We start from the raw sequence: 11871 nt of genomic DNA on the forward strand, positions 1-11871 counted from the left end.
CGCCCAAGCCGCAGCGCGGTATTGACGACCCTATAGCCAGCCGCGGCGGCGGAAATACCAGAAGGGCAGGATTGCCGAAAGCACCATCATGCCGATGGCGAAGGGATAGCCAAAGTGCCATTTGAGCTCAGGGATGATGTCGAAATTCATGCCGTAGATCGAAGCGACAAGCGTCGGCGGCAGGAAGATGACAGCGGCGACGGAGAAGATCTTGATGATGGCGTTCTGCTCGATCGAGATCATGCCGAGCGTCGCGTCGAGCAGGAAGCTGATCTTCTGCGACAGGAAGGTGGCGTGGTCGGCGAGCGACAGGACGTCGCGTGACAAGGTCTTGATGCGAGCGCGGCTGTCCTTGCTCATCCTGCTTTGCGTGGAGGCATGGGCGAGAAAGCCGGCAAGGCGCTGCAGCGAGATCAGGCTGTCGCGGATCGAGGAGGCGAGGTCCTCCTTGCGGCCAATGCCTTTCAACAGCTCCTGGAAGTCGCGGTTGCGCTTGGAAACCTTGGTCGAGCGTGCCTCGAAGATGTCGCGCGAGATCGCCTCGACGTCGCGGCCGGCGCGCTCCAGAATGTCGGCGAGGCGGTCGACGATCGCCTCCAGCAGTCCGATCAGGATGGTGTCACCGCTGGTGCAACCGGTCGCCACCTTTTCGGCGCGCAGCGGAAAGGTCTTGAACGCCTTCGGTTCGTGGTACCGCACGGTGATCAGCCTGCTGCCGGCGAGCACGAAGGTAACCGGCGACATCAACGGATCGTTCACCTCGGTCTGCGCAGGCAGAATGGCGGTCATGAAGTAGGCGCCGTCCTCGACGTAGAGACGGCTCGAGATCTCGATCTCTTCCATCTCTTCGCGGGTCGGAACGGCGATGCCGAGCCAGGTCTCGATTGTCGTCTCTTCTTCCTTTGTCGGGTTGAAGAGGTCGACCCAGACGACAGTGTCGCTGTTTTGCAGGAGATCGTCGACCAGGCGCAGGCGATCATTGTCGACGACGAAGGCCTTGATCATCGCCGGGTCTCCCTTGCTGTTGCCAAAGAGCGTTCGTTTGGAGGGGGCGCGTCAGTCACATCGCACGGACGCGGGCAGGCGAGGCGCGAGGCCGGTGCAGAGGCCCCTTAGACCCCGCACGATGGCGCGTCAAGCAGCGCAAGAGGCACTGCGACACCCTGCTTTGAAGTTTGTCATCGAGCGACGGCAATGGTGACCATTGGGCTCCCTCGCCGGGTCAGGTGTTGAACTTGAACAGCATGATGTCGCCGTCCTGGACGACATACTCCTTGCCTTCGTCGCGCGCCTTGCCGGCCTCCTTGGCCGCGACTTCGCCGCCCAGCCTGACGAAGTCGTCATAGGCGATGGTCTGGGCGCGGATGAAGCCGCGCTCGAAATCGGTGTGGATGACGCCTGCCGCCTGCGGCGCCTTGGCGCCCTTGTGCACGGTCCAGGCGCGTGTCTCCTTGGGGCCAACGGTAAAGTAGGTGATGAGCTGGAGCAGCTCGTAGCCGGCGCGGATGACCTTGTTCAGGCCGGGTTCGTCCAGACCGAGCGTTGCCAGGAATTCCATTTCCTCTTCGTCCGAGAGCTGGGCGACCTCGGCCTCGATCGCCGCGGAAATCACAACGGTGCGGGCACCTTGCGCGGCGGCCATCTTCTCGACCGCCCTGGTATGCGCGTTGCCGGTGGCGGCATCGGCTTCCGCGACGTTGCAGACGTAAAGCACCGGGTGTGAGGTCAAGAGATTCAGCCCCTGCAGGATGCGCAGATCCTCAGCCGAGATGCCGTTGAGCAGGATGCGGGCGGGCTTGCCGGCCTGCAGCAGTTCAAGCGCCGCTTCCATCATCGGAAGTACGGTCGCTGCTTCCTTGTCCTTGCCGGCGGCACGCTTGCGGATCTGCACGATGCGGCGCTCAAGGCTGTCGAGGTCGGCAAGCATCAATTCGGTCTCGACGGTCTCGGCATCAGCGACAGGATCGATGCGGCCCTCGACATGCGTGACGTCGTCATCCTCGAAGCAGCGCAGCACATGGACGATGGCGTCGACCTCACGGATGTTGGCGAGGAATTGGTTGCCAAGCCCTTCGCCTTTGGAGGCGCCACGCACCAGGCCGGCAATGTCGACGAACGAGATGCGGGTCGGGATGATCTCCTTCGACTTGCCGATCGCGGCGATCTTCTGCAGGCGCGGGTCGGGCACCGCCACCTCGCCGGTATTCGGTTCGATGGTGCAGAACGGATAATTGGCGGCCTGCGCCGCCGCCGTCCTGGTCAACGCATTGAAGAGCGTCGACTTGCCGACATTGGGCAAGCCAACGATGCCGCATTTGAAACCCATTTTTGTCTGGTCCTATCGGGAAATCGAAATTTGATCAGGGCTATGGGCGAAAGCGCCGATGATCGTCAAGGCGCAATTCAATTCAGACGCTGCGCGATGTCATCGGTGCCTATCGCCAACGAACGAACGCCGGACCTGCTCAGTATTTGCAGAAGATGCCAGAACGCGTCGACCTCAGCGGTTCCGAAATCGATGGTCAGTTGCCCGTCGAGCAATTGCGCACTGTGAATGACGTTTCCGACGATCTCCGATGTTTCACGCTCGCCATCGATATCGAACCAGCCGCGAAACCATTCGTCGAAGAGATCGCCGTCGAGCTCATTTATAGGGAATTTAAAATTAACCTCATCCCACCTGAAAGGTGAGATGAGGACATCCATTCCACCCATCCCGGCGTGAATATCCGGAGAGAATTTCACATAGGAATCGCTGTTGATGAATTGCGGATTTGGCTGTCCGTCATTACTGACGAAATCAACCGCAATGAAATTTCGATAGAAGGAATCGACGTTCGAAAACTTGATTTCGGTCGCATGCGATCCTTGGCTGTTGCGAGCAAGTTCGCCGGCAGCGGCGACGAAATAATCAACATACTTCTGTCTGATGAGACGGACCAATTCCTGAATGTCATCCAGATCCATGGCTCAGTCCTTGCCGCCAAAAAGCTTCTTCAGCATGGCCGCCATCGGGCCGGTTTCGGGCAGCTTGGCCGCCGGCTGCTGCGGCCGCGCCTGGCGGACGTGGCTTTGCGCCTTTGGCGCCTTGGGCGGCGGGCGATCGTCGTCGTCCGTCGGCGTGAGCTTGTCGCGCAGCGCCAGCGTCACGCGGTTCATGAACGAATTGTCGTCGCCCTTGGCAAGCAATCCGGCACCATCGGCGATTGCGTCGAGCAGCACGTCCAGCCATTCGCGGTCGCCCTTGGCGAAATCGCCAAGCACATGGCCGTGCACCATTTCCTTGACGCCGGGATGGCCGACGCCGATGCGCACACGGCGAAAATCCTTGCCGACGTGCTGGTCGAGCGAGCGGATGCCGTTGTGGCCGCCGGAACCGCCACCGACCTTGACCCGCACCTTGCCGGCGGCAAGGTCGATCTCGTCATAAAAGGCAGTCAGCGCCGAAGGGCCGAGCTTGTAGAAGCGCAAGGCTTCGCCGACCGACTGGCCGGACAGGTTCATGAAGGTCTGCGGCTTGATCAGGATCACCTTTTCGCCGGCAAGCGTGCCTTCGGCGATCAGACCCTGGAATTTCTTCGACCAGGGCGAAAAGGAATGGCGGCGGGCGATCGCGTCCGCCGCCATGAAGCCGACATTGTGCCGGTTGTTGGCGTATTTCGCGCCCGGATTGCCGAGGCCTGCAAAGACAAGCATCGTCGCCTCCGGGCGGGAAGGGGTTACTTCTCTTCGGCGGCAGGGGCCGCTTCGGGCTCAGCCGCTTCAGTCGTCTCTTCCGCGGCCTCCGGCTTCATCGCCGAGGAGCCGGCAATGGTCGCGATGGTGAAGTCGCGGTCGGAGATCACCGGCTTGACGCCGGCCGGCAAGGTGATGGCCGAAATGTGGATCGAATCGCCGATATCGGTACCGGTGAGATCGATGGTGATGAAATCCGGGATCGCATTGGCCGGGCAGTGGAACTCGACCTCGTGGCGCACGATGTTGAGCACGCCGCCGCGCTTGATACCGGGCGACTTGTCTTCATTGATGAAGTGCACGGGCACGTCGACATTGACTTCGGTATCCTTGCCGATGCGCAGGAAATCGACATGGACAGGGAAATCCTTGACCGGGTCGAGCTGGAAATCCTTGGGCAGAACCTGGATCTTGTTGCCGTCGACATCGATCGTGGCGACCGTGGTCAGAAACCCGCCGCCATGGATCTTGTAGTAGATGTCCTTATAGGTCAGCGCAATCGCCAGGGGAGGCTGCTTGTCGCCGTAAATCACTGCAGGCACTTTACCGTTGCGGCGAACTGCACGGGCGGACCCCTTACCGACCTGTTCGCGCGCTTCGGCCTTGAGCTCGTAAGTATCGTGGCTCATGGCATTTCCTTTCGCGTTGTTCTGGAGCGCTCACGGTCAGCGTGGCTGGGCCGTAAACGTCGAAAGCCGCCGGGCCTGCATATCCGAAAGCCGGCAGCCGCATAAGCAAGCGGACCTTTGTTCGGGATCACAAGGGAAGGCAGCCTTCCGCCGCGTTGCCTCCAAGGGTGTCTACGCGGGTGGCGGCTCTATAGCCGAAGGCGGGAAAGGGTGCAAGTCATGGCAGGCGACAGGTCTACAAGGGTTTCCCCCATAGCATGGCGACCACCCATGCCGATGTTATAAACACCGACATGCTGGCCTTCTTCAGGGCGTAAGGCCTTTCAGAACGTAACAAAAAACCCGCCATCTGCGGGTGATCTCGTGTCAGGTCGTGCCGATGTCAGGCGATGCTCAAGCCGCCATCGATCAGCATTTCCGCACCGACCATGAACGGGCATTCGTCCGAAGCAAGAAAAACCACCGCGTTGGCAATTTCCTCGGCGGTTCCGAAACGACGGGCAGGCACCAGGCCGACCACAGCTTTCGCACGCGCCTTCGCCGCTTCGGGGTCCAGCCCAAGTTTGTCGTTGAGCGGAGTGTCGATCGGACCCGGGCTGATCACATTGGCGCGAATACCGCGTTCTATCAGTTCGCCCGAGAGCGTCCGGGCGAGCGAAATCATGCCGGCCTTGGCCAGCGCATAGACGTGCGTTCCAGCCATTCCCATATGCGCGTTGACCGAGCCGCTGAGGATGATCGACGACGGGTTCGAAAACAGCGGAACGAGCGCCTTGACCAGGAAGTACGGCCCCTTGAGGTCGACGTCGATGCTCCTGTCAAACGCGGCCTCGGTCCAGTCGCCAAGCGGGCGCAGGTCGGCGATACCGGCATTGAGGAAGAGAGCGTCGAGCTTGCCGAAGGTTTCCTCGATCCGCCGCGCTATGTCGTTCTGGGCAGCAGCATCTCCGGCGTCGGCGGCAATGACAAGCACATCACTGCCGAGGATGGTGCGCGCCTCCTCGAGACGGCTCGCATTTGTTCCGGTGATAGCGACGCGCGCACCTTCCTCGATGAAACGTCGCGCCGTCACCAGGCCGATGCCGCTGGTGCCGCCGGTAATCAATGCGGCCTTGCCTTTTAGTCTGGACATAAGCGAATTGCCTTTCCTGGCGCGGAGCGCTGCGCAGCATCAGGGTTGAGCCCGGTATGTTCAACTTGAAGGCGTTGCTGACCAAAATTTTGCCTTCAGGGGTGACCCTCTCTAACAGGCTTTTCACCCGGCGTATGATGAAAGAATCATCGAGGGCGCGGCAACTGTCGCGCACTCGTATCAATTCCGAAAGATGAACTGATTTTTAGCTGGCCGCCGCCTCCATCTTCCTCGCTTCCTTCATGTTAGGCAGGAGGACCGTCAGTAGCCCGAGCAGCGGCAAATACGAGCAGACCTGGAAGACGAAATCGATGCCTTTCATGTCGGCGACGACGCCAAGCACGGCGGCGGCGATGCCGCCCATGCCGAAGGCGAAGCCGAAGAAGATGCCGGCGATCATGCCGACGCGGCCGGGCACCAGTTCCTGGGCGAAGACGACGATGTTCGAGAAGGCCGAGGACAGGATCAGGCCGATCAGCACGGTGAGAACCATCGTCCACTCGAAATTGGCATAGGGCAGGGCCAGCGTGAAGGGCAGCACGCCGACGATCGAGAACCAGATCATCGCCTTCTGTCCGTAGCGGTCGCCGAACGGGCCGCCGAGCAGGATGCCCAGGGCCGAGGCGCCGAGGAACAGGAACAGCATGACCTGCGACATCTGCACCGAAACGCCGAATTTATGGATCGCATAGAAGGTGTAGTAGCTGGACAGGCTGGCGATGTAGGCGTTCTTGGTCAATACCAGCAAGGTCAGCACCGCCAGCGCGCCCAGGACCTTGCGGCGCGGGAAGGGCGAGACGAAACCTGCCGCCTTGCGGGTGCCCTGTGCGGCATGCAGGCGGCTGTACCAGCCGCCGACCTGCCAAAGCACGATGATGCCGATCAGCGAGCCCCCGGCGAACCAGGCAATGCTAGTCTGGCCGAAGGGCACGACGATGAAGGCTGCCAGCAGCGGCCCCATCGCCTGGCCGAAATTGCCGCCGACTTGGAACAGCGACTGCGCAAGACCGAACCGGCCACCGGAGGCGAAGCGGGCGATGCGCGAGGATTCCGGGTGGAAGATCGCCGAGCCGATGCCGATCAGCGAGGCGCCGATGAGGAGCAGCGAGTAATGTCCGGCATAGGCCAGCACGACCAGCCCGATCAGCGAAGAAGCCATGCCGTAGGGCAGCGAATAAGGCATCGGCCGCTTGTCGGTAATCATGCCGATCACCGGCTGCAGCAAGGATGCCGTCACCTGGAAGGTGAAAGTCAAAAGGCCGATCTGCCAGAAATCGAGACCGTAATTGTCCTTCAGCAGCGGATAGATCGCCGACAGCAGCGACTGCATGATGTCGTTGATGCAATGGCAGAAGCTCACCGCCAGGATGACGGTGAAGGCCGTCGCCTGAGCTGAAATGTGGCTGGCCGCTGCCGGCTTGGCGTCGGCGGTTGCTGTGGTATCGGTCAAGGCAGGCTCCGTGGTCTTTTTGGCGGGCGCTCCCGCAGGCGGTCTTATAGGCCGCAGCCTTATACGTTGCTTGTCACGCGACTTCTTTCGTGGTTTGGTCCAATAGTTTCGCAAGTGGGCCATAGCTGATGCCGCATGGCAGGGAAATGTTCAGAGCGGGCGACACCGATCTCGGGCTGTTGCATGAGCGTCGCTGGCAATGGCTGGAGCAGGCCGTAGGGCCGGCAGTGGCGCTGCCGACCGAATATCCGGACGGCTACCATGTGCCACGGCACCATCATAGCCGCAGCCAGTTGCTGCACGCGCTGGTCGGTGTCGTGCTGGTGACGACGCGGCATGGGCGCTGGATGGTGCCTCCGGACCACGCGATGTGGATCCCCGCCGGCACCGAACATTCCGTCGAGATGCTGGGCGACGTCAGCATGCGGTCCGTCTATGTGATGCCGGAGGCCATTCCCGGCCTGCCGGACGGGTTGCGTGTCGTCGGCATCACCGACCTGATGCACAGCCTGATCGTGGAATCGGAAAAGCTGCCGCAAGGCGCCGAGCTGGAGGGGCGGGGCGGACTGATCATGAAGCTCCTGCTGCACGAAATCCCGAACCTGCCGGAACGGCCGCTCGGCCTTCCGTTCCCGTCCGATGCAAGGCTGGCGACGCTATGCCGGCGCTTCGTCTCGGCACCGTCACCGCATGCGACGATCGACGAGTGGGCCGCTATCGTTGGCATGAGCCGCCGCTCTTTCACCCGCGCGTTCCACCGCCAGACCGGATTGTCGCTGTCGACCTGGCGTCAGCAGGCCTGTCTGTTCGCGGCGCTGCCACGGCTGGCCGACGGCGAGCCGATCACGAGGGTGGCGCTCGATCTCGGCTATGACAGCGTGCCGGCGTTCATCACCATGTTCAAGCGCATGCTGGGAGCCTCGCCACGCGGTTACATGCGGGGCGCCCGTGATGCTGGCGAAGGTGTGCGGCGAATAAGCGGTCCGGCTCGGCCTGAGTCGCAGCCCTGAAGGGCGTCGCGTTCGACCGGCCTCATGCGACGCGCTTTGGGTTCTTGCTTTTATGCATGTCGTTATCGCAAAACCGCTGCACTTTGCGCGACACGCATTAATCGAACAGGCTCGACACCGATTCCTCGGTCGCCGTGCGCGAGATCGCCTCGCCCATCAATTCGGCGATGGAGATGACGCGGATATTGGCGGCGTCCAGCACTGCCTGGGTCGGCTGGATGGAATCGGTGATGACCAGTTCCTGCAGTTTCGAGGCGCCGATGCGGGCGATGGCGCCGCCGGACAAAACGCCATGGGTAGTATAGGCAGTGACACTGGTGGCGCCGTCGGCAAGCAGCGCATCGGCCGCATTGCACAGCGTGCCGCCCGAATCGATGATGTCGTCGATCAACAGGCAATCCTTGCCGCGCACGTCACCGATGACGTTCATGACTTCCGATTCGCCGGGGCGCTCGCGGCGCTTGTCGACGATGGCAAGCTGGGCGTCGATGCGCTTGGCGAGCGCGCGGGCGCGGACCACGCCGCCGACATCCGGCGACACCACCATGACGTTGGCAAGCTGCTTGTATTTCGCCTTTACGTCGCGGGCCATGACCGGCACGGAAAACAGATTGTCGGTCGGGATGTCGAAGAAGCCTTGAATCTGGCCGGCATGGAGATCCAGGGTCAGCACCCGGTTGACGCCCGCCCTCGTGATCATGTTGGCGACCAGCTTGGCCGAGATCGGTGTGCGGCCCGAGGCACGGCGATCCTGCCTGGCATAGCCGAAATAAGGAATAACTGCAGTGATGCGCTTGGCCGAGGAGCGCATGAAGGCGTCGATCATGATGAGCAGTTCCATTAAATGATCGTTAGTCGGGAACGAGGTGGACTGCAGGATGAAGACGTCCTCGCCGCGCACGTTCTCCTGGATCTCGACGAAGATTTCCTGGTCGGCGAAGCGCCTGACGCTGGCCTTGCCCAGCGGAATGTTGAGGTAACGGGCGACTGATTCGGCCAGCACCCTGTTGGAATTGCCCGCGAAGAGCTTCATGCACCGTTCCTGGCGAAGGATTGAGAGACTCCGATAGCACTCCAGCCTCTTAGTCGGGCTTTTAGCGGCCCGCGCCGGTATTGCAAGCGTCGTGAATGGGAATCCGCCGGCTAATCTCAATAAACGCTTACGGCTTGAGCATGCGGCGATAGAGCCAGTTCCATGCCGACGGAATCGGGATAGCTTCTAACTTTCAGTCTGAGCATGCTCTTTTCCGAAAACCGGATTCCACTTTTCGGAATCACGCTCCAGGTCAGCCGGCGCCGCCGCCAAGCCAGGTGGCGAACTGGTCGATTGTCTGGTCGGCAATTGCCTGCATGGTCGCCGGCGCGACCGCCGTCCAGCCTTCGCCGCCGCCAACGGACGGCGCCTTCTGCTGGCCGTTGATGCGATGCAGCCGGTTGCCGGCCGGGTCATAAATGTCCCAGACATAGATGACGGTAGTGTCCTTGCCTTCCGTCATGGTCGAGAAATAGCCCTTGAGCACATGCGTAGGGGTCTGGTCGGTGCTGCCGGCCAAGGTGATGCCGCGCTGCCTGGCGCGTGTCTGAAGCTCGGCGGTCAGCGGTGTCGCGGCTTCTACCGAGGCGCCGACGATCGGCGCCACCTGCAGCCGGGTCCGCGCAATGGCAGCCGCGCTTTTGGCGGGCGGCACGGCTGCTGCAGCGGAAGGCTGCGCCGTATCTCCAGTTTGCGCGGTGCCGGCAGGCTGAGCCGGAGTTGCGGGGGGCGTTGCGGCACCTCCGGCTCCGGAGAGCGATTGCGTCGATTGCGGGGCAATGGCCGAGGGTTCGAGAACGTCCTTCGCATTGGTGCAGGCCGCCAGTGCCAGCGCCACGAGCAATGACACGGTCGTCACATGCGATCGTCTCATTAGCCTGAAAACTCCTTGGCGACGAACGCCCCTCACACTCTTTCCATTATGGATTCACTGCACGATCAAGTCGAGATCATGGCGGGACAGCGGCTTCGGCTGGGATTCGGTGGTCAGATAGGTGCGGCCAAGCGTCATCGCGGTTTCGGTTTCGGAGTCCATGATGATCATATGGGCGAACAGCGTCATGTTCGGCGCAATCGGTTCGGGATTACCCTGATAGAACATCGGCATATCCATCCAGGACGGGGTGAAGCGGGCGCCGAGCGAATAGCCGCAGGCATTGAGCCGGTGCTTGGTCAAATTGTGGGCTTCGAGGGTGCGGGCATGGGCGTCGAACACGTCGCCGAACGTATTACCGGGCGTCATCGCCTTCTCGACTGCAAGTAGCGCGGCGCGGGCGGCATCGAACAATTCCTGGTGGCGTTTCGATACCTTGCCGGTCAACACCGTGCGCATCATTGCCGCATGGTAGTGGTGGAAGACACCGGCCCATTCGAGCGTCAGCTGGTCGTTCTTGGTGAGCTTGCGGCGACCGGCCTTGTAGCGGCAAAGCAGGGCGTCGACTCCGGAGCCGATGATGAACTCGTTGGCCGGATAATCGCCGCCGCCGGCAAAGATCGCACCTTGCATGGCGGCGAGGATCAGCGCCTCATCGCCGCCCTGCTTGATCAGCGGCAGTGCTGCGTCCAGCGCGTCGTCGGCCAGATTTGCGGCTTTTTCCGCCTTGGCGATTTCTGCCGGGCTCTTGAACAGCCGTAGCCGGCTGACAATGCCGGAGGCATCCGCGATCTGCCCGAAGGTCTGCAACTGCTCGTCGAGGCGCCGGCCATTATAGGCGGTCAGGCCGTGGGTGTCGTATTCGACGCCGATCCGGGCGCCGAGCAGGTCAAGCTCGTTGAGCAGATTGCGCAGATCTACCGCCGGATTGGCGCCGTTGCGGTCCGTCCACAAAACGATGTTGTCGATGATCGAGGTGTGGCGCGCCTGGCGCAAGTCGGCCGAACGCGTCAGCAGCACCATCGAGCCGTCGGCCTTGACCACCAGGGACTGGAAAAAGCAGAAGCCGAAGGTGTCGTAGCCGGTTAGCCAATACATGCTTTCCTGGGCAAACAGCAGGACGGCGTCGAGCTTCTTTTCGGCGATCTCGATCATCAGTCGATCGCGCCGCGCGTCGAATTCCGAGCGTTCGAAATGCAGCGCCATCAGTCAGCCTCCAAAACGATTGCCGAAACCTGCCGCCCGTAGTCGGGCTCGTTGCGATGCGTGCTGCGCCGATAGGAGTAGAAAAGCTCTTCCTCGGCATAGGTGCAGCGGCCAAGTCCTTCGGCGTTGATGCCAGCCTTGGTCAGCCGGTCGACCGTGTAGCGGTTGAGATCGAACATCGCGTGTCCGGCAGTTGCGGAGGGCGCGAAATAGCGAGCATTGCCGGCATCGGCGTCGACGAAACGGGCGACGAATTCCGGTCCGACTTCGTAATTCCGTGGGCCGATCGAAGGACCGAGCACTGCGACGATGCGGTCGCGCCGGGCGCCGAGGCTTTCCATTGCCGCGATGGTGTTTTCCAGCACTCCGGTGAAAGCGCCTTTCCAGCCGGCATGGGCGGCGCCGATAATGCGCGCCTCGGCGTCGGCGAAGAGGACCGGTCCGCAGTCGGCGGTCGAGGCACCGACGGCAATGCCCGGCCGGTCGGTGACAATGGCGTCGGCCTTGGGCCGCTCGCCGGCAAAAGGCTCCCTGGCAATGACGACGTCCGGCGAATGAACCTGGTGAGCGGTCAGCAGATGGTTTGCAGGCACGCCCATCCATTCGGCGACCCGGCGGCGATTCTCGCGCACCAGCGTCTGGTCGTCGTTCGAGCCGGTGCCGATGTTGAGGCCCCGGTAGATGCCGCTGGAAATGCCGCCGACTCGCGTGAAGTAGCCGTGGCGGATGCCTTGCGCCGTTTCCAGCAAGGGCGACCGAACGGGATCCGGTTTGGTCTGATTCAGCATGGCGGCTTTGTTGT

Annotated in this window: 12 protein-coding genes and 1 pseudogene; 2 read left to right on the forward strand and 11 right to left on the reverse strand. The window is 61.9% G+C overall.

All coding sequences use genetic code 11. The features are described from left to right. Window positions 1-30: 30 nt before the first annotated feature. From corA to NKI52_RS07955, 5 genes are all read right to left on the reverse strand, one after another. Complete coding sequence (gene corA, locus NKI52_RS07935) at window positions 31-1005, reverse strand: magnesium/cobalt transporter CorA (RefSeq protein ID WP_352637247.1); 975 nt, start codon at window positions 1003-1005, stop codon at window positions 31-33. A gap of 217 nt (window positions 1006-1222) precedes the next feature. After that, window positions 1223-2326, reverse strand: coding sequence for a redox-regulated ATPase YchF (gene ychF, locus NKI52_RS07940; protein ID WP_352568011.1), 1104 nt, complete (start codon window positions 2324-2326; stop codon window positions 1223-1225). A 77-nt stretch (window positions 2327-2403) separates the two neighbouring features. After that, window positions 2404-2967, reverse strand: coding sequence for a hypothetical protein (locus NKI52_RS07945; protein ID WP_352697536.1), 564 nt, complete (start codon window positions 2965-2967; stop codon window positions 2404-2406). 3 nt (window positions 2968-2970) lie between these two features. Further along, window positions 2971-3696 carry an aminoacyl-tRNA hydrolase gene (gene pth / locus NKI52_RS07950; RefSeq protein ID WP_352680842.1) on the reverse strand — a complete coding sequence of 242 codons (726 nt, stop codon included), beginning with the start codon at window positions 3694-3696 and terminating at the stop codon, window positions 2971-2973. Window positions 3697-3719: 23 nt separating this feature from the next. Then, on the reverse strand, window positions 3720-4364 hold the full coding sequence (locus NKI52_RS07955) for a 50S ribosomal protein L25/general stress protein Ctc (RefSeq protein WP_023678438.1): 645 nt from the start codon (window positions 4362-4364) through the stop codon (window positions 3720-3722). 221 nt (window positions 4365-4585) lie between these two features. Here NKI52_RS07955 and NKI52_RS07960 point away from each other — a divergent pair. After that, window positions 4586-4681 (forward strand): annotated as a pseudogene (locus NKI52_RS07960) (alpha/beta fold hydrolase); the annotation flags it as partial. Between the two features lie 65 nt (window positions 4682-4746). Here the strand turns inward: NKI52_RS07960 and NKI52_RS07965 are convergent. Both NKI52_RS07965 and NKI52_RS07970 read right to left on the reverse strand, forming a co-directional pair. Further along, window positions 4747-5496 (reverse strand): SDR family oxidoreductase, encoded by a 750-nt coding sequence (locus tag NKI52_RS07965; RefSeq protein ID WP_352456918.1) that lies wholly within the window; start codon window positions 5494-5496, stop codon window positions 4747-4749. Window positions 5497-5701: 205 nt separating this feature from the next. Further along, entirely contained in the window at window positions 5702-6946 is a 1245-nt protein-coding gene (locus NKI52_RS07970) for an MFS transporter (protein WP_352680840.1), read from the reverse strand. A 128-nt stretch (window positions 6947-7074) separates the two neighbouring features. On the opposite strand from NKI52_RS07970, the gene NKI52_RS07975 reads away from it, so the two are divergent. After that, window positions 7075-7956: an AraC family transcriptional regulator gene (locus tag NKI52_RS07975; RefSeq protein WP_023678428.1), complete on the forward strand. Its 882-nt coding sequence runs from the start codon at window positions 7075-7077 to the stop codon at window positions 7954-7956. Between the two features lie 97 nt (window positions 7957-8053). Here the strand turns inward: NKI52_RS07975 and NKI52_RS07980 are convergent, their stop codons facing one another. The 4 genes from NKI52_RS07980 to pgeF all read right to left on the reverse strand — a co-directional run bounded on the left by NKI52_RS07980 (window position 8054) and on the right by pgeF (window position 11857). Continuing rightward, window positions 8054-8989, reverse strand: a complete 936-nt coding sequence (locus tag NKI52_RS07980; RefSeq protein WP_023678427.1) for a ribose-phosphate pyrophosphokinase — start codon at window positions 8987-8989, stop codon at window positions 8054-8056. A gap of 253 nt (window positions 8990-9242) precedes the next feature. Then, window positions 9243-9863: a hypothetical protein gene (locus NKI52_RS07985; protein ID WP_352697538.1), complete on the reverse strand. Its 621-nt coding sequence runs from the start codon at window positions 9861-9863 to the stop codon at window positions 9243-9245. 54 nt (window positions 9864-9917) lie between these two features. Continuing rightward, window positions 9918-11069, reverse strand: a complete 1152-nt coding sequence (locus NKI52_RS07990) for a M24 family metallopeptidase (RefSeq protein WP_352697541.1) — start codon at window positions 11067-11069, stop codon at window positions 9918-9920. Then, entirely contained in the window at window positions 11069-11857 is a 789-nt protein-coding gene (gene pgeF, locus NKI52_RS07995; protein WP_352697543.1) for a peptidoglycan editing factor PgeF, read from the reverse strand. The genes NKI52_RS07990 and pgeF overlap by 1 nt, the downstream gene beginning before the upstream one ends. Window positions 11858-11871: the final 14 nt, after the last annotated feature.

This window comes from Mesorhizobium sp. M0590 (genome assembly GCF_040320905.1).
Lineage (GTDB): Bacteria > Pseudomonadota > Alphaproteobacteria > Rhizobiales > Rhizobiaceae > Mesorhizobium.

Coding starts and splice junctions, on each gene's coding strand:
- NKI52_RS07975 (WP_023678428.1), top strand. CDS start 7,075: ATGCCGCATGGCAGGGAAATGTTCAGAGCGGGCGACACCGATCTCGGG.
- NKI52_RS07980 (WP_023678427.1), bottom strand. CDS start 8,989: ATGAAGCTCTTCGCGGGCAATTCCAACAGGGTGCTGGCCGAATCAGTC.
- pth (WP_352680842.1), bottom strand. CDS start 3,696: ATGCTTGTCTTTGCAGGCCTCGGCAATCCGGGCGCGAAATACGCCAAC.
- ychF (WP_352568011.1), bottom strand. CDS start 2,326: ATGGGTTTCAAATGCGGCATCGTTGGCTTGCCCAATGTCGGCAAGTCG.
- NKI52_RS07945 (WP_352697536.1), bottom strand. CDS start 2,967: ATGGATCTGGATGACATTCAGGAATTGGTCCGTCTCATCAGACAGAAG.
- NKI52_RS07965 (WP_352456918.1), bottom strand. CDS start 5,496: ATGTCCAGACTAAAAGGCAAGGCCGCATTGATTACCGGCGGCACCAGC.
- pgeF (WP_352697543.1), bottom strand. CDS start 11,857: ATGCTGAATCAGACCAAACCGGATCCCGTTCGGTCGCCCTTGCTGGAA.
- NKI52_RS07985 (WP_352697538.1), bottom strand. CDS start 9,863: ATGAGACGATCGCATGTGACGACCGTGTCATTGCTCGTGGCGCTGGCA.
- corA (WP_352637247.1), bottom strand. CDS start 1,005: ATGATCAAGGCCTTCGTCGTCGACAATGATCGCCTGCGCCTGGTCGAC.
- NKI52_RS07955 (WP_023678438.1), bottom strand. CDS start 4,364: ATGAGCCACGATACTTACGAGCTCAAGGCCGAAGCGCGCGAACAGGTC.
- NKI52_RS07990 (WP_352697541.1), bottom strand. CDS start 11,069: ATGGCGCTGCATTTCGAACGCTCGGAATTCGACGCGCGGCGCGATCGA.